The 17,982-nt window shown below is 67.8% G+C and carries 10 protein-coding genes; 5 read left to right on the forward strand and 5 right to left on the reverse strand.

What is annotated here, in order from left to right:
• Positions 1 to 37 precede the first annotated feature (37 nt).
• Complete coding sequence (gene grxC, locus U5O44_RS14845) at positions 38 to 295, reverse strand: glutaredoxin 3 (protein WP_322589223.1); 258 nt, start codon at positions 293 to 295, stop codon at positions 38 to 40.
• 35 nt (positions 296 to 330) lie between these two features.
• Positions 331 to 738, reverse strand: coding sequence for a rhodanese-like domain-containing protein (locus U5O44_RS14850; RefSeq protein WP_322589224.1), 408 nt, complete (start codon positions 736 to 738; stop codon positions 331 to 333).
• Between the two features lie 90 nt (positions 739 to 828).
• On the opposite strand from U5O44_RS14850, the gene gpmA reads away from it, so the two are divergent.
• Positions 829 to 1,572, forward strand: coding sequence for a 2,3-diphosphoglycerate-dependent phosphoglycerate mutase (gene gpmA / locus U5O44_RS14855; protein ID WP_322589225.1), 744 nt, complete (start codon positions 829 to 831; stop codon positions 1,570 to 1,572).
• Positions 1,573 to 1,623: 51 nt separating this feature from the next.
• Here gpmA and U5O44_RS14860 read toward each other — a convergent pair whose 3' ends face one another.
• Entirely contained in the window at positions 1,624 to 1,911 is a 288-nt protein-coding gene (locus U5O44_RS14860) for a hypothetical protein (protein ID WP_322589226.1), read from the reverse strand.
• Positions 1,912 to 1,965: 54 nt separating this feature from the next.
• On the opposite strand from U5O44_RS14860, the gene U5O44_RS14865 reads away from it, so the two are divergent.
• The 4 genes from U5O44_RS14865 (at position 1,966) to argJ (ending at position 7,822) form a co-directional block, all read left to right on the forward strand.
• Positions 1,966 to 2,991, forward strand: coding sequence for a M23 family metallopeptidase (locus U5O44_RS14865; protein ID WP_322589227.1), 1,026 nt, complete (start codon positions 1,966 to 1,968; stop codon positions 2,989 to 2,991).
• Positions 2,992 to 3,143: 152 nt separating this feature from the next.
• Positions 3,144 to 5,897: a preprotein translocase subunit SecA gene (gene secA / locus U5O44_RS14870; protein ID WP_322589228.1), complete on the forward strand. Its 2,754-nt coding sequence runs from the start codon at positions 3,144 to 3,146 to the stop codon at positions 5,895 to 5,897.
• A gap of 28 nt (positions 5,898 to 5,925) precedes the next feature.
• Positions 5,926 to 6,534 carry a GNAT family N-acetyltransferase gene (locus tag U5O44_RS14875; protein ID WP_322589229.1) on the forward strand — a complete coding sequence of 203 codons (609 nt, stop codon included), beginning with the start codon at positions 5,926 to 5,928 and terminating at the stop codon, positions 6,532 to 6,534.
• A gap of 58 nt (positions 6,535 to 6,592) precedes the next feature.
• On the forward strand, positions 6,593 to 7,822 hold the full coding sequence (gene argJ / locus U5O44_RS14880) for a bifunctional glutamate N-acetyltransferase/amino-acid acetyltransferase ArgJ (RefSeq protein ID WP_322589230.1): 1,230 nt from the start codon (positions 6,593 to 6,595) through the stop codon (positions 7,820 to 7,822).
• A gap of 38 nt (positions 7,823 to 7,860) precedes the next feature.
• On the opposite strand, the gene U5O44_RS14885 is transcribed toward argJ, so the two are convergent.
• Together U5O44_RS14885 and ugpQ are read right to left on the reverse strand one after the other, a co-directional pair.
• Positions 7,861 to 17,064 carry an immunoglobulin-like domain-containing protein gene (locus U5O44_RS14885; protein ID WP_322589231.1) on the reverse strand — a complete coding sequence of 3,068 codons (9,204 nt, stop codon included), beginning with the start codon at positions 17,062 to 17,064 and terminating at the stop codon, positions 7,861 to 7,863.
• A 118-nt stretch (positions 17,065 to 17,182) separates the two neighbouring features.
• The gene (gene ugpQ / locus U5O44_RS14890) at positions 17,183 to 17,953 is read right to left on the reverse strand and encodes a glycerophosphodiester phosphodiesterase (protein ID WP_322590502.1); all 771 of its coding nucleotides are present in this window, start codon (positions 17,951 to 17,953) and stop codon (positions 17,183 to 17,185) included.
• Between the last annotated feature and the right edge of the window lie 29 nt (positions 17,954 to 17,982).

Genomic DNA, 17,982 nt, shown 5'->3' on the forward strand with positions numbered 1-17,982 from the left:
CACCGCCTGCAACCGCCCGATCAGCCGGCCTGCAGCCTCAATTCTGCAAAAGTGGCAACAGACCACCCGCGCTGTCGAGTGCGATCAGGTCATCGCAGCCGCCGACATGGGTGTCGCCGATGAAGATCTGCGGCACCGAGCGGCGGCCGGTGATCGCCATCATGTGCTCGCGCTGCTCCGGGTGCAGATCGATGCGGACCTCGTCGATCTCGGCCACCCCGCGCTGCTTGAGCAGCATCTTGGCGCGCACGCAGTAGGGGCAGACCTGCGTGGTGTACATCTTCACGGGCTTCATGGGGACTCCTTGCGCTGGGGCTGTCGGTCGGCTGGTCAGGCAGATTTCTCGACCGGCAGGCCTGCCGCTCGCCAGCCTGCCATGCCGCCTTGCAGGACATGCACGTGCTGGTGGCCGAGCTTGCGCACGGTAGCCGCTGCGCGGCCCGCGCGGGCGCCGGAGGCGCAGACCAGCACCACCGGCAGGGTCTTGTTGGTCGGCAGGCTCTTGCTGCCCTCCAGCGTGGCCAGTGGCACGCTGCGGGCGCCGATCACATGCCCGGCGCTGAACTCGGCGCTTTCGCAGACGTCGATCACGACGGCCTTCTCGCGGTTGATCATCTGCACGGCTTCGGCTGGCGAGATGGCATTCGCGCCGCCCTTGCCCAGCATGGGCAACAGCAACGCGCCGCCCGAGGCCGCGGCCGTCAGCAGCCAGATCCAGTTGTCGAGGAGGAAGTTCACAGGTGTGGGCGCCGGCGGGCCGCCGGCCAAGGTTGTTCGGGACGCGGATTATAGAATTCACGGTAATTTGCAACCCGACCACGGACCACCATGTACAAGCTTGTGCTCATTCGCCACGGTGAATCGACCTGGAATCTGGAAAATCGCTTCACCGGCTGGACCGATGTCGACCTCACCCCCACCGGGGTCGAGCAGGCCAAGCAGGCCGGCCGCCTCCTCAAGGAAGCCGGCTACGACTTCGACGTCGCCTACACCTCGGTGCTCAAGCGCGCGGTCTGGACGCTGTGGCATGCGCTGGACCAGATGGACCGCACCTGGCTGCCGGTGGTGCACAACTGGCGCCTCAACGAGCGCCACTACGGCGCGCTGCAAGGGCTGAACAAGGCCGACATGGCCAAGCAGTACGGCGATGCGCAGGTGCTGGTCTGGCGCCGCAGCTATGACACGCCGCCGCCGGCACTGGAGTCCGATGATCCGCGCGGCCAGCGCCAGGACGTGCGCTACAGCAAGCTGCAGCCGGACCAGATCCCGCTGACCGAGTGCCTGAAGGACACGGTCGCCCGCGTGATGCCGTTCTGGAACGAGTCGGTCGCCCCCGCCATCAAGGCCGGCAAGCGCATCGTCATCGCCGCCCATGGCAACTCGATCCGCGCGCTGGTGAAGTACCTCGACAACATCGGCGACGACGCCATCGTCGGCGTCAACATCCCGAACGGCATTCCCCTCGTCTACGAGCTGGACGCTGACCTGAAGCCCATCCGCAGCTATTACCTCGGGGATGCCGAAGCCGCCGCCAAGGCCGCCGCTGCCGTGGCCAATCAGGGCAAAGCCTGAGCGGATTGCTCAGTCCCTTGAAAGGCTATCCCTGCATTTGCATGCAAAATGTCACAGGGAAGGGGCCTGAACCCGGATCCTGATGGTTCGAGCTGCGCAGCCGTTGTGCTTCAGCGCGGCTTCCAGCCTTGGCAGCAGCTGCCTCAGCTTGGCGGCAACCGCCGGGTTGGTCGCCAGCAGGGTCCAGCTGTCCTGGTCGGTCGGACCTGACCGGACCTGTCTGGACAAGGCCGGCGGAAGCAAGGGGCGCACGGCGTCCATGTGGGCATTGGCCGCGGCCAGCCGCTGCTGCAGACGCAGCAGGGGTTCGCAGCGGTCCAGTACCTGACCCAGGGGCACAGCGTCCGGCACTGCAGCGACTGCAGCCGGTTTCGCAAGAGGAATGAAGCGACGATGGATATTCTGATCACCCATGGCGGCTTGGCTCGCACGCGCTCCATGCATGTGCGGCCAGTGCAATTGTGGCTGATCCTGTCGGCGCTGGTGGCCACGGTGCTGCTGCTGTCGGGCACGGTCTACCACTTCGTCTTTCTCAAGGCCGTGCGCGATGGCTGGCCGGTGGTGAGCCAGATTGTCGGGCCGGTGCTGGGCAAGGATGCCGTCCAGCGCGAACGCTACCAGCGCGACAACATCGAGGCGATGGCCCAGAAGGTGGGTGAACTGCAGGCCAAGCTGCTCAAGCTGGAGGCCGTCGGCGAGCGGGTGTCCGGGCTCGCCGGGCTCAAGCCGGAAGAGTTGCGGGCGCTGGATGATGCTGGCAAGACCATGCCCCCGGGCCTGCTGACCCAGCCTGGTGCGGGCAAGGGCGCGGGGGGCGGGCCGTTCGTGCCGGCCTCCGCGCACTCCGGCGCCCAGCTTGACCAGCTGGTCGAGTGGCTGGATGCCCAGGCGGATCGCTCGGGCGACGTGTTCGTGCTGGTCGAGTCCCGGCTGCTGGAGCGGCGGCTGGAGATGCTGATGGTGCCCAGCATCGCGCCGGTGGATGTGCCGGTGGGCTCCGGGTTCGGCTTCCGCCTCGACCCGTTCAACCGCCGTGCGGCCTTGCACACCGGGCTGGACTTCGCTGCCCCGACCGGCACCCCCATCCGTGCGGCTGCCGGCGGGCGCGTGCTGGAGGCCGACCGCGACGGGGCCTACGGTCTGTCGCTGCAGATCGACCATGGCAACGGCCTGGTCACCCGCTACGCCCATGCCTCGCAGATCCTGGTGAAGCCGGGCGAGGTCGTGCGCCGCGGGCAGGAGGTCGCGCTGGTGGGCAGCACCGGCCGCTCGACCGGGCCGCACCTGCATTTCGAGGTGCTGCTCGGCGGCGTCCCCCAGGATCCGGCGAAGTTCCTGGCCCGAGGTGAAAGTCTCGGTGCCAGCGAGCGCACCTCGGCTGCGGCGACCCCCTCCACCGAGCCGCGCAAGTCCCGGTGATAAACTCAAACGTTGTCCGAGGGCACGCCTGAACCGCGTGCCGGCCTGGCCTGCCGACGCTGCTGCTGACCCGGCCGCACCTCACCTCCTTCCGATCCCCTCCCGCGACATGGGCTGAACCGCCGCGGGTTTGCTGCACCTGCGTCCACTTCATGTTGCCCAAGCTCCTCACCCAGATTTTCGGCAGCCGCAATGACCGCCTGCTCAAGCAGTACCGGCGTGTCGCCGAGCGCGTGACTGCGCTGGAGGTGCAGTTCGAGAAGCTCTCCGAAGACGAGCTGCGCGGCAAGACCGCCGAATTCCGCCAGCGCGTGGCGGCTGGCACCTCGCTCGACGACCTGCTGCCCGAGGCCTTCGCCGTGGTCCGCGAGGCCGGCAAGCGCTTCATGCGCATGCGCCACTTCGACGTGCAGCTCATCGGCGGCATGGCCCTGCACAACGGCAAGATCGCCGAAATGCGCACCGGCGAAGGCAAGACGCTGATGGCGACGCTGCCGGTCTACCTCAACGCGCTGTCCGGCAAGGGCGTGCATGTGGTGACGGTCAACGACTACCTCGCCGCACGCGACGCCGAGACGATGGGCGGGCTCTACAACTACCTCGGCATGACGGTGGGCGTGAACCTGCCGAACATGTCGCGCGAGAACAAGCAGGCCGCCTACGCCGCCGACATCACCTACGGCACGAACAACGAGTTCGGCTTCGACTACCTGCGCGACAACATGGTCTACGAAGTTGCGGACCGCGTGCAGCGGTCGCTGAACTTCGCCATCGTCGACGAAGTGGACTCGATCCTGATCGACGAGGCCCGCACGCCGCTGATCATCTCGGGCCAGGCCGATGACCACACCGACATGTACGTGCGCATCAACGCCGTCGTGCCGCACCTCAAGAAGCAGATCGGCGAGGCCGACCTGCGCACCGGCGAGGGCGTGATCGAGCCGGGCGACTTCACCGCCGACGAGAAGACGCACCAGGTCTTCCTGACCGAGGACGGTCACGAGAAGGCCGAGAGGCTGCTGGCCGAGGCCGGGCTGCTGACGTCGGGCGCGTCGCTCTACGACGCCGCCAACATCACGCTGGTCCACCACCTCTACGCCTCGCTGCGCGCGCACCACCTGTTCCACCGCGACCAGCACTATGTCTCGCAGAACGGCGAGATCACCATCGTCGACGAGTTCACCGGGCGCCTGATGACGGGCCGCCGCTGGTCGGACGGGCTGCACCAGGCGGTGGAGGCCAAGGAAGGCGTGAAGATCCAGGCCGAGAACCAGACGCTCGCCTCGATCACCTTCCAGAACTACTTCCGCATGTACGCCAAGCTCGGCGGCATGACCGGCACGGCCGACACCGAGGCCTACGAGTTCCAGGAGATCTACGGTCTGGAGACCGTGGTGATCCCGCCGAACCGGCCGATGGTGCGCAAGGACGAACTGGACCTCGTCTACAAGACCAGCCGCGAGAAATACGAGGCCGTGGTCCGTGACATCCAGGAGTGCTACGGCCGCGGCCAGCCTGCGCTGGTGGGCACGACCTCGATCGAGAACTCCGAACTCGTCTCCGAGATGCTGACCAAGGCGGGTCTGCCCCACCAGGTGCTCAACGCCAAGCAGCACGCCCGCGAGGCGACCATCATCGCCCAGGCCGGCAGTCCGAAGATGGTGACGATCGCCACCAACATGGCGGGTCGCGGTACCGACATCGTGCTCGGCGGCAACGTCGAGAAGCAGGTGCAGCTGGTCGAGGCCGATCCGGACCTGTCGGACGCCGAGAAGGCCGCGCGCATCGAGCAGCTCAAGCGAGAGTGGCAGGGTCTGCACGACCAGGTCAAGTCGCTGGGCGGCCTGCGCATCATCGCCACCGAGCGCCATGAAAGCCGCCGGATTGACAACCAGCTGCGCGGCCGTGCCGGCCGGCAGGGCGATCCGGGCTCGTCGCGCTTCTACCTGTCGCTGGACGATCCGCTGATGCGCATCTTCGCGGGCGACCGCGTCAAGGCGATCATGGACCGCCTGAAGATGCCCGACGGCGAGGCGATCGAGGCCGGCATCGTCAGCCGCTCGATCGAGAGCGCCCAGCGCAAGGTCGAGGCGCGCAACTTCGACATGCGCAAGCAGCTGCTGGAGTACGACGACGTCTCCAACGACCAACGCAAGGTGATCTACCAGCAGCGCAACGAGTTGCTGGAGCAGACCAACGTCGACGCGCAGATCACCCACCTGCGCCGTGGCGCGATGACCGACGTGGTGCGCAGCTTCGTGCCGGCCGAGAGCGTCGAGGAGCAGTGGGACTTGGACGGGCTGGAGAAGACGCTGCGCGAGGAGTGGCAGCTGGACGTGTCGCTGAAGGCGCAGGTCGAGTCCAGCCAGGAGGCCACCGACGAGGACATCGTCGAGACCGTGTGCGCGGCAGCCGATGCTGCGTTCCAGGCCAAGGTGGAGCTGGTGGGGGCGGCACAGTTCGGCAACTTCAGTCGCATGGTGCTGCTGCAGGCGATCGACACGCACTGGCGCGACCATCTGTCGGCGCTGGACTACCTGCGCCAGGGCATCCATCTGCGCGGCTATGCCCAGAAGAACCCGAAGCAGGAATACAAGCGCGAGGCCTTCGAGCTGTTCAGCCAGTTGCTGGACGTGGTGAAGATGGAGGTGTCCCGTCTGCTGATGACGGTGCGCATCCAGAATCCGGAAGAAGTGACGCAGGCCGCGACGGCCATCGAAGCCCGTGGCGAACAACTCGCCAACGTCACCTACACCCACCCCAACGAGGACGGCAGCGTGTCGCAGGACGCCGATCCGGCCACGCAGACGCTGTCCGACGCCCAGATGCAGCGCACCGGGCGCAACGATCCCTGCCCCTGTGGCAGCGGCAAGAAGTTCAAGCTCTGTCACGGCAAGCTGTCCTGAACCTCGGCCGCGCCGCGCCGAGATGCCCATGACCCCTGATACCTTCCGCCGCAGCCCGGAAACCCTTCCGGGCCAGCGTGTCCGCCTCGAAAAGATCCACCCCCGCCACGCGCCGGCGTTCCACGCCAGCGTGCAGCGCTCGATGCGCGACCTCGACTTCATCGCCTGGGGCCACCACCACTGGAACGCGGTCGCCGCACTCGAACACTGCGAGCGCCAGCGCGACTGGGTGGACACCGAGGGTGAAGGCGTCATGTACCTCGCCTTCGAGCACGACACGGGCTCCTACGTCGGCTGTGTCGATCTGCACAGTGTCGATTTTGGCGTTCCGCGCTGCCAGATCGGGTTTGTCGGCTGCAGCCGGCAGCGCGGCCGCGGCCTGATGCGCGACGCGACGCTGGCGCTGATGGACTGGGCCTACGGCCGCGGCATGGCCCGCATCGAGGTCTGGTGCGACGTGCGCAACACCCGGGCGCTGGCCTTCACCGAGAGCCTGGGCCTGCAGCGCGAAGGGCTGATGCGCAAGGTCGAGCGCGACGCCCGCGGGCAGTTGTGCGATCAGTACCTGCTGGCCCGCTTGTCCACCGACAGCGTCCCTACAATCGCCGATTCGCGCGACAGCGTGGCCACCGTCTGAGGGCTGAAGCCCGGGAGGGCCGCGTCTGCGCTCCTTCCGCTTCGACCGCCAGACTGCCATGCCCGTCAACCTCTCCGCTCCCAATCCCCAGGACCTGCACCCGGTCGCCGGCGTGCAGCTCGGCACCACGATGGCCGGCGTGCGCAAGGCCAACCGCCGTGACCTGACCGTCGTGCTGCTGGCGCCCGGCTCCAGCGTGGCCGGCGTGTTCACCAAGAACCGCTTCTGTGCCGCGCCGGTGCAGATCTGCCGCGACCACCTCGCCGCCGGCCCCGCCAAGCGCGCCATCGTCATCAACACCGGCAACGCCAACGCCGGCACGGGCGACGACGGCCTGGTGCGTGCGCGCTCGGTCTGCATCGCGCTGGCGCAGGCGCTGGATGTCTCGCCGGAAGAGGTGCTGCCGTTCTCGACCGGCGTCATCATGGAGACGCTGCCGAGCGAGCGCATCCTGGCCGGCCTGCCCGCTGCGCTGGCGGATGCGCAGCCCGACCACTGGGCCGACGCCGCCGCCGGCATCATGACCACCGACACGCTGCCCAAGGCGGCGTCGCGCCAGGTCGTGATCGCCGGCAAGACCGTGACCGTCACCGGCATCAGCAAGGGCGCCGGCATGATCCGCCCGAACATGGCGACGATGCTCGGCTTCGTGGCCACCGACGCCGCGATCGACCCCGCGCTGCTGCAGCCACTGGTGACCGAGGCCGCCAACCGCAGCTTCAACCGCATCACCATCGACGGCGACACCTCCACCAACGACAGCTTCCTGCTGATCGCCACCCACCAGGCCGGCAATCCGGCGATCACCGCGCTCGACTCGGCCGACGGCCAGGCCCTGCGTGACGCGGTCATCGCCGTGTCGCAGCAGCTCGCCCAGGCCATCGTGCGCGACGGTGAAGGCGCGACCAAGTTCATCACCGTGCGCATCGAAGGCGGCCGGACCGAGGACGAGTGCCTGCAGGCCGCCTACGCCATCGCCCACTCGCCGCTGGTCAAGACGGCGTTCTTCGCCAGCGACCCGAACCTCGGCCGCATCCTGGCCGCGGTCGGCTACGCCGGCATCGCCGACCTCGACCAGACCCTGATCGACCTGCACCTCGACGACGTGCACGTCGTCCACCGCGGCGGTCGCCGGCCGGAGTACCGCGAGGAAGACGGCCAGCGCGTGATGAAACAGGCCGAGATCACCGTGCGCGTCGGGCTGAACCGGGGCGACGCGGTCGCCACGGTCTGGACCTGCGATTTCTCGCACGAGTACGTGACCATCAACGCCGACTACCGCAGCTGAGCCACGGCCGTCGGCGCTCCTGCGGGCTGCTCAGTAGTTCAGCAGTTCTGCAGCGTGTCGGCGGTCTGCTTGATCAGCGTCTGCGCGAGCTGCAGGTCGACCGTGCTGCCGCCCAGACACGTGTCCCCCCCTGACGAGGTGCTGCTGCCCGACGACGGCGCACAGCCCGATCCACTCCAGCTGGTCAGCGTGTCGTGGCTGCCGCTGCCCAGCACGTCGCCGAGTTGCAGGTTCGTGGTGGTGCACTGGCTGTCCTGACCGCTCTTGCTGTCGCCCGAGTGGTCCGCCAGGGTCCATGACAGCACGCCGCCGCTGAGACATGTCGACGAGGTCGGTGCAGCGGGTGCGCAGTAGCCATCGAATGCGCTGCTGCCATCGGCATTGACCTTCAGCGTCATCTGGCCGCTGCGGCTGTCGCCATCGCCATCGGTGACGGTGAACTGCAGCACCTCCTGGTAGTCGGGGCGTGTCCCGACCGGTCCCTGGTAGGTGTAGTGGCCGGTCTCCATGTTGAAAGTGAACTCGCCGCCAGCGGCAGTCTTGATGCTGACCGTGTCGGAGGCGCTCGTGGCCGGATCCCAGGGATGGTGCACGCCGTTGACGACGATGTCGCTCAGGTGACCACCGTCGGCGCCGGTGATGGATTTCAGGCCACCGTCGACCACCTCGCCCGACACCGCCGGCGCCACCGTGTGGGCGAGCACTGCGTCCAGTTGGGTGAAACTGCTCACCAGCAGCGGCGACAGATCATCGGTGCCGGTGACACCGTTCCATGCCACCGGATCCAGCGCCGACACCGGCACGTCCCGGCCCAGCCCGATGGCGTAGGACTGGATGTCGTGCTGGTTCAGGAAGTCCTGCCAGACCTTGGCTTCGCCGGCATCGATCCCGACATCCTGGGTTGGCAGGTTGGGGCGCCCATCCGAGAAGAAGTAGGCCACGTTGTGCCCGCCGTCCAGGCGACCGCTGTCCGTGAAGGCGCCCCGTGCGGTATCCAGCGCCGCGTCATAGTTGGTGTTGCCTCCCGCACTCAAGGCCGCGAGCGTGGACTTGGCCTGGGCCACGCTCATCCACTGGTCCCCGCGCTCCGACGCACTCGTGGAGAAGGTGACCAGCCGGACCGCCACCTCGCCTTGCTGGTCATAGGAGTCGATCAGCTTGGTGATGGACTTGATGGCACTTTGCAGGCGGGTTTCGCCGTTGACGCCGTCGCGGGTGCCCATCGAGCCGGACACGTCCAGCGTGATCAGCAGGTTGTTCTGCACGACATGCAGATCCGCGCAGCGGGTGGTGCAGAACGGTGTCGGCGAGTCGTCGCGCACGGTGACATCAAGGGTGGCCATGCTGCTGGACTCCCCGTCGCTGACCTGGACGCCCAGCGAGAGCGTGAGGGTGTCCTCGGTGTTGCGCACCGGGTGGTCGAGCGGGCCTTGCAGCTCGACGGTGTAGCGGCCCTGGCCGTCGATGGTGGCGCGCAGGACCACCTGGCCGCCGGCGGTGCCGAGCAGCGGGTGTTCGGCCGAGCCGTCGCCGCTCCACACCAGCGCCTTGCCGCCGCTGGCGTAGAGGCCGGTGGGGGCCTCCAGCGTGAAGCGCAGGCTGGGGCTGTCGACATCGCTGAACTGCAGCGTGCCGGTGGCCTGGGTGGCGCGGGTTTCGGTGGCGGAGTCGGGGAGGCCTCCCGCGAGTCCTTCCTCGCTGAGCGTGGCGGAGCCGCCGCGCAGCGTGGGGGCGTCATTGACCGGGGTGATCGACAGGGTCAGGGTGGACACCGAGGTGAGGGCACCATCGCTGATGACGCACGACACCTCCGGCACCGGGCCGGTGTAGTCCTTGGCTGGCTGGAAGGTGTAGCGGCCATCCGGCTCCACCACGAGCGTGCCGATGCCGGGCAGCGTGGCGGTCGTGCCGACGGGGTGGGCGATGTCGCCCCAGGTGAAGCCGGTGACGCTCAGCGGGTCGCCATCCGGATCGCGGTCGTTGTCGAGGACATTGCCGCTCACGGGGGTGTCTTCGCGGGCCACACCCTGGTCGGCCAATGGTGTCGGCGCATGGGCGGTGTCGGTGATGGTCGTGGTCACCGAGTAGGCGGCCGGGTTGCCGCGGATCTCCTCGAAGCCGCCGCCCGAGATGGCCCCGAGTGCGACGGTGTAGGTCTCGGCGCCTTCTGCTGCCCCGTCCGGCAGGGTGGCGATGTCGAAGCGTGCGCTGGTCTGCCCCGCCGGGATCGTCACGGTGGCCACGCGGGTGTAGTCCGAGCCGTCGGTGGCGGTGCCCGAGTAGTTGAGCTTGACCACCACATCGGTGACCGCGGCCTGTGACAGCGAGATGGTGTAGCCCGTGGCGATCTCGCCTTCCAGCACCTGCCCGGGGCCCGTGAGCGACACCTGCACGGTGTCCTCCGCCCCGGGCTTGGCGCCGCCGGGACCGACATCGTCGACCAGGCTGGTGGTGACCGACGTGGCCAGCGGATTCGCCAGCACGGCCTCGAAGCCGCCGCCGGTGATGGTGTCCAGTGCCACGATGAGGGTTTCATTCCCTTCGGCCAGCGCGTCATCGCGTGTCGGCAGGTCGAAGCGCACCGAGGTCTGGCCCGCGGGCACCGTGACCGACAGGACTTGCGTGTAATCGGCCCCTGCTGTGGCGGTGCCGGAGTAGGTCAAGGTGATCTGCACATCGCTCAGGGCGGCCTGGGACAGCGTGACCGTGTACCCGCTCGCCGTCTCGCCTTCGAGGACCGTGTCCGGTCCGGTCAGCGACACCAGCACGGTGTCGTTTCCGTCGGGCGGCTGGCCACCGCCGGGGGCTTGCGGGCCGCTGTCGTCGTGCAGCAGCGTGGTCACCGAGGCCTTGGCCGGATCGCCGGCGATCTCCTCGAAGCCGCCGCCCGAGATCGGTCCCAGCGCCACGGTGATGGTTTCCGTGCCCTCGGCGAGTGCGTCGTCGACAGTGGCCAGGTGGAAGGTGGTGGAGGACTGGCCTGCGGCAATCGTCACGGAACTGGTCCGGACGTAGTCGACGCCATCGGCGGCCGTGCCGGAGTAGACGAGGCGCACCACGACATCGGCCGCCGCCGGCTGGCTCAGCGACACCACATAGGCGCCCGAGGTTTCGCCCTCGATCACCGACTCCGGGCCTGTGATCGACACCAGCACCCGGTCCGCCTCGCCGGGTGTGCCTGGGCCGTTGGGCGCCAGCGGACCGGTGTCATCGAGGATGCAGGTCGAGACCGTGGTCTGCGCCGGATCGGCCACGATTGCCTCGAACGACCCGCCAGTGATGGCGCCCAGCGTGACGTCGAACTGCTCGGTGCCCTCGGCCAGCGCATCGTCCGTGGTCGAGATGCCGAAGCTGTAGGACGTCACCCCAGGCGGAATCGTGACCGTCGCCACCTTGGTGAAGTCGATGCCGCTCTCGGCCGTTCCCGAGTAGCGCAGCTCCACCGTGACGCTGCTGGTGGATGCCTGCGACAGCGTCACCGTGTAGCCCGAGGCGATCTCGCCCTCGACGACCGTGCCGGGGCCGGTGATGGAAACCAGGCAAGTGTCCTCCGGACCCTTGGGGCCGGTGTCGTCGCTCAGGGTTGTGGTGATGGCCGCCTTGGCCGGGTCGCCCGCGATCTGCTCGAAGCCGCCACCGGTGATCTCGCCGAGCGAGACGGTGAAGGACTCGGTACCCTCGGCGAGTGCATCGTCGATCGTCGCGATGTCGAAGGTCGCGGACGACTGACCCGCCGGGATGGTGATCGAAGTGATGGCGGTGTAGTCCGAACCGTCGGTGGCTGTGCCGGAGTAGGTCAGCTTGACGACGACATCGGTGACGGCTGGCTGGCTCAAGGACACGGTGTAGCCGGAGGCGACTTCACCTTCGATGACGGAGCCCGGGCCGGAGATCGAGACGAGGCAGGTGTCCTCGGGGCCCTTCGGCCCAGTGTCATCGGTGAGCGAGGTAGTGACCGAGGCCTTGGCTGGATCGCCGGCAATTGCCTCGAAGCCGCCACCGGTGATCTCGCCGAGCGAGACGGTGATGGCTTCCGTGCCTTCGGCCAGGGCGTCGTCAATGGTGGCGAGGTCGAAGGTCGCGGACGACTGACCGGCCGGGATGGTGACGGAGGTGACGGCGGTGTAGTCAGAGCCGTCGGTGGCGGTGCCGGAATAGGTCAGCTTGACGACGACGTCAGTGACCGCAGGCTGGCTGAGGGAGACGGTGTAGCCAGGCGCGGTCTCGCCTTCGACGACGGAGTCGGGGCCGGAGATCGAGACGAAGCAGGTGTCCTCAGGGCCCTTCGGCCCAGTGTCATCGGTGAGCGAGGTGGTGACCGAGACCTTGGCTGGATCGCCGGCAATTGCCTCGAAGCCGCCACCGGTGATCTCGCCGAGCGAGATGGTGAGCGTCTCGGGACTCTCGGCCAGGGCGTCGTCGATGGTGGCGATGTCGAAGGTCGCAGAGGATTCACCAGCCGTAATGGTGACGGAGGTGACGGCGGTGTAGTCGGAGCCGTCGGTGGCGGTGCCGGAATAGGTCAGCTTGACGACGACATCGGTGACGGCCGGTTGACTCAAGGACACGGTGTAGCCGGTGGCGACCTCGCCTTCGACGACGGAACCAGGGCCGGTGATGGAGACGAGGCAGGTGTCCTCGGCGCCTGGCGTGCCAGGGCCTGAAGGGCCAGCGTCATCGGTGATCGAGGTGGTGACTGTCGCCTTGGCAGGGTCGCCCGCGATGGCTTCAAAGCCGCCGCCGGTGATCTCTCCGAGCGAGATGGTGATGGCCTCTGTGCCTTCGGCGAGCGCGTCGTCGATCGTCGCGATGTCGAAGGTCGCGGACGACTGACCGGCCGGAATGGTGACGGAGGTGACAGAGGTGTAGTCGGAGCCGTCGGTGGCGGTGCCGGAATAGGTCAGCTTGACGACGACGTCGGTGACTGCGGGCTGGCTGAGCGAGACGGTGTAGCCGGGGGCGACCTCGCCTTCGACGACGGAGTCGGGGCCTGTGATCGAGACGAAGCAGGTGTCCTCTGGACCCTTAGGCCCGGTGTCATCGGTCAGCGAGGTAGTGACCGAGGCCTTGGCCGGGTCGCCGGCAATTGCCTCAAAGCCACCACCGGTGATCTCGCCGAGCGAGACGGTGAAGGACTCGGAGCCCTCGGCGAGTGCATCGTCGATCGTCGCGATGTCGAAGGTTGCAGAAGACTGACCAGCCGGAATGGTGACGGAGGTGACAGCGGTGTAGTCGGAGCCGCCGGTGGCGGTGCCGGAATAGGTCAGCTTGACGACGACGTCAGTGACCGCAGGCTGGCTGAGGGAGACGGTGTAGCCAGGCGCGGTCTCGCCTTCGACGACGGAGTCGGGGCCGGAGATCGAGACGAAGCAGGTGTCCTCGGGGCCCTTCGGTCCGGTGTCGTCCGTGAGCGAGGTGGTGATGGACGCTTTAGCGGGATCACCCGCGATCTGCTCGAAGCCACCGCCGGTGATCTCGCCGAGCGAGATGGTGAGCGTCTCGGGACTCTCGGCGAGCGCGTCGTCGATCGTGGCGAGGTCGAAGGTCGCGGACGACTGACCAGCCGGGATGGTGACCGAGGTGACAGCGGTGAAGTCGGAGCCGTCGGTGGCGGTGCCGGAATAGGTCAGCTTGACGACGACGTCGGTGACGGCCGGTTGACTCAAGGACACGGTGTAGCCGGGGGCGACTTCACCTTCGATGACGGAGCCCGGGCCGGTGATGGAGACGAGGCAGGTGTCCTCCAGGCCCTTCGGTCCGGTGTCGTCCGTGAGCGAGGTGGTGATGGACGCTTTAGCGGGATCACCCGCGATCTGCTCGAAGCCACCACCGGTGATCTCACCGAGCGAGATGGTGAGCGTCTCGGGACTCTCGACGAGCGCGTCGTCGATCGTGGCGATGTCGAAGGTCGCGGACGACTGACCAGCCGGGATGGTGACCGAGGTGACAGCGGTGAAGTCGGAGCCGTCGGTGGCGGTGCCGGAATAGGTCAGCTTGACGACGACGTCGGTGACCGCGGGCTGGCTGAGCGAGACGGTGTAGCCAGGCGCGGTCTCGCCTTCGACGACGGAGTCGGGGCCGGTGATGGAGACGAGGCAGGTGTCCTCCAGGCCCTTCGGTCCGGTGTCGTCCGTGAGCGAGGTGGTGATGGACGCTTTAGCGGGATCACCCGCGATCTGCTCGAAGCCACCACCGGTGATCTCACCGAGCGAGATGGTGAGCGTCTCGGGACTCTCGACGAGCGCGTCGTCGATCGTGGCGATGTCGAAGGTCGCGGACGACTGACCAGCCGGGATGGTGACCGAGGTGACAGCGGTGAAGTCGGAGCCGTCGGTGGCGGTGCCGGAATAGGTCAGCTTGACGACGACGTCAGTGACCGCAGGCTGGCTGAGGGAGACGGTGTAGCCGAGGGCGACCTCGCCTTCGACGACGGAGTCGGGGCCGGATATCGAGACGAGGCAGGTGTCCTCGGCGCCTGGCGTGCCAGGGCCTGAAGGGCCGGCGTCATCGGTGATGGTCGTCGTGATCGTCGCCTTGCCAGGATCGCCTGCGATGACCTCAAAGCCGCCACCGGTGATCTCGCCGAGCGAGACGGTGAAGGATTCGGAGCCTTCGGCGAGCGCGTCGTCGATGGTGGCGAGGTCGAAGGTCGCGGACGACTGACCAGCCGGAATGGTGACGGAGGTGACAGCGGTGTAGTCGGAGCCGTCAGTGGCGGTGCCGGAATAGGTCAGCTTGACGACGACGTCAGTGACCGCAGGCTGGCTGAGGGAGACGGTGTAGCCGGGGGCGACCTCGCCTTCGACGACGGAGTCGGGGCCAGTGATGGAGACGAAGCAGGTGTCCTCGGGGCCCTTCGGCCCGGTGTCATCGGTCAGCGAGGTAGTGACCGAGGCCTTGGCCGGATCGCCGGCAATTGCCTCGAAGCCGCCACCGGTGATCTCGCCGAGCGAGACGGTGATGGCTTCCGTGCCTTCGGCCAGGGCGTCGTCAATGGTGGCGAGGTCGAAGGTCGCGGACGACTGACCGGCCGGGATGGTGACGGAGGTGACGGCGGTGTAGTCGGAGCCGTCGGTGGCGGTGCCGGAATAGGTCAGCTTGACGATGACATCGGTGACGGCCGGTTGACTCAAGGACACGATGTAGCCGGGGGCGACTTCGCCTTCGACGACGGAGTCGGGGCCGGAGATCGAGACGAGGCAGGTGTCCTCGGTGCCGGGGGTGCCAGGGCCTGAAGGGCCGGCGTCATCGGTGATCGAGGTGGTGACTGTCGCCTTGCCAGGATCGCCCGCGATGGCTTCAAAGCCGCCACCAGTGATCTCGCCGAGCGAGACGGTGAAGGACTCGGTACCCTCGGCGAGTGCATCGTCGATCGTCGCGATGTCGAAGGTCGCGGACGACTGACCAGCCGGGATGGTGACCGAGGTGACAGCGGTGAAGTCGGAGCCGTCGGTGGCGGTACCGGAATAGGTCAGCTTGACGACGACATCGGTGACGGCCGGTTGACTCAAGGACACGGTGTAGCCGGGGGCGGTCTCGCCTTCGACGACGGAGTCGGGGCCGGAGATGGAGACGAGGCAGGTGTCCTCGGCGCCGGGGGTGCCAGGGTCTGAAGGGCCGGCGTCATCGGTGATCGAGGTGGTGACTGTCGCCTTGGCAGGGTCGCCCGCGATGGCTTCAAAGCCGCCACCGGTGATCTCGCCGAGCGAGACGGTGAAGGACTCGGAGTCCTCGGCGAGTGCATCGTCGATCGTCGCGATGTCGAAGGTTGCAGAAGACTGACCCGCGGGGATGGTGACGGAGGTGACGGCGGTGTAGTCGGAGCCGTCAGTGGCGGTGCCGGAATAGGTCAGCTTGACGACGACGTCAGTGACCGCAGGCTGGCTGAGGGAGACGGTGTAGCCGGTGGCGACCTCGCCTTCGACGACGGAGTCGGGGCCGGAGATCGAGACGAGGCAGGTGTCCTCGGCGCCTGGCGTGCCAGGGCCTGAAGGGCCGGCGTCATCGGTGATGGTCGTCGTGATCGTCGCCTTGCCAGGATCGCCGGCGATCTGCTCGAAGCCGCCACCGGTGATCTCGCCGAGCGAGACGGTGAAGGATTCGGAGCCTTCGGCGAGCGCGTCGTCGATGGTGGCTATATCGAAGGTCGCAGAGGATTGGCCAGCCGGAATGGTGACGGAGGTGACAGCGGTGTAGTCGGAGCCGTCAGTGGCGGTGCCGGAATAGGTCAGCTTGACGACGACATCGGTGACTGCGGGCTGGCTGAGCGAGACGGTGTAGCCGGTGGCGACCTCGCCTTCGACGACGGAGTCGGGGCCTGTGATCGAGACGAGGCAGGTGTCCTCGGCGCCCGGGGTGCCAGGGCCTGAAGGGCCGGCGTCATCGGTGATGGTCGTGGTGACGCTGGCGCGCTCCGGGTCGATGCTGACGATCGCGGCGTTGTGGCCTGACACGCTGACGATGGTCGCGGTGAACGGTTCCGACCCCTCGGCCAGGGCGTCGTCGAGGGTGGGAATGTCGAATCGAACCGATGTCTGGCCAGCCGGGACCGTGACCGAGAGGACCGGGGTGAAGTCCTGGCCGGCGGTGGCGACACCGGCATAGGCGAGTGTCACGGTCACGTCGACCGGCGCCGGGTTGCTCAAGGTGACGGTGTAGTTGGCCGCTGTCTGGCCTTCGATCACATTGGTCGGTCCGTCCAGACTGACCACGATGTCCGCCTCTTCGAAGACCGGTCGCGCCGTCTGGCCTGAGGCGCCCTGGAACAGGTCCGCGCCTTGCCGGTACTGGTCGTATGCGTATTGGTACTCTTGCGGGGAGACCACTTCGATGACCCGGTCCACGATGAGTCCCGCCTGCAGCGAGCCCTCGCCACCCTCGCCGCCGGCGCCGGTCACGAAGTCCAGTTCGCCGTCGTCCAGTCGCGCGACCAGCTTGTCGAGTTCAGGATCTCCGGTGGTCAGGAACTGCTTGCCATCGACTGTCAGCTGCACGATGCCGCGCTGTTCGGTGAGCAGCACATCTCCCTTGCGCACCACATCGCCGAGCTTGAGCGGGGTGGTGCTGCCGTCGTCTTCCCGCCGCACGGCTCCCCCCCACAGCCCGGTCACCACACCGGCCGGCATCCGGGCGGGCACGTAGTGCACGTTCAGCGTGGGTGGCTCCTGGCGGTGTGCCGCATCGCTGTGACTGGAACTTGCACGGGCGGCTGGCGACGCAGCGGCAGACTTGGAGGCGGGCATGGGAGGCCTTTCGACGGAACGCGAGATCGAGGAGCAGGCGTCGCCCGCGGCGCCTTAGCACCGGGAGCGCGGTTGTCGTCGATATCGGCGTGCGGTCGGTCAGCCTTGAGTGTCAGGATCAGATGCCGGGCACGAAGCGATCGACCGCGTCCGTGATGAGGCCGTCCAGCCCGAGATCGAGCAGCAGTTCGGCACGGCTGGCGTCGTTGACCGTGTAGGCCAGCACCCGCAGTCCGTCGTGGTGCAGCGTGCGCACGAGGTCTTCCGTGACCAGAGACTCTTCGAGGACCACCGCCACACAGTCCAGGCGCTCGGCGATGTCGAAACAGTCCGGCGTCAGGGCGTCCAGCAGCAGGGCTCGCGGCAGTTCGGGCACGGCCTCGTGCGCGGCGGCCAGGGTGCGGGGCTCGAAGGAGCTGAGCAGCGGCCACACGCTCAGGCCGTCACGCACCGCTTCGCCCCAGCGCTGGCGGACGGTCTTGGCGACCACCTGTCCAGTGCGCTCTTCCTCTCCGGGCACGGGCTTGAGTTCCAGATTGAGCAGGTGTCCGTTGCGCAGGCAGAACGCGGCGACGGCGTCCAGACTGGGTGGGGGTTCTCCAGCGTGGACCCGGCTGTGCCAGCTGCCCGCATCGAGCCGGGACAGCTCCCCCCAGTTCAGGTCACCCGCGCTGCCGGCGGCGTCGGTGGTGCGCTCCAGGGTGTCGTCGTGCAGCAGGAAGGGCACGCCGTCCGCGCTCAGCTTGACGTCGCATTCGAACGCCCGCCAGCCCAGCGCTGCGCCAGCACGGAAGGCGGCCAGCGTGTTCTCGGGGGCGAGCCGGCCGGCGCCGCGGTGGGCGATCCAGCGCGGGTAGGGCCAGGGTGTGGCCGTGTCCGGATCCGGCATCGGGGGTGCTGCGTCGACGTCGTTCGGCA

The organism is Sphaerotilus sp. (assembly GCF_034519685.1).
Classification (GTDB): domain Bacteria; phylum Pseudomonadota; class Gammaproteobacteria; order Burkholderiales; family Burkholderiaceae_C; genus Sphaerotilus.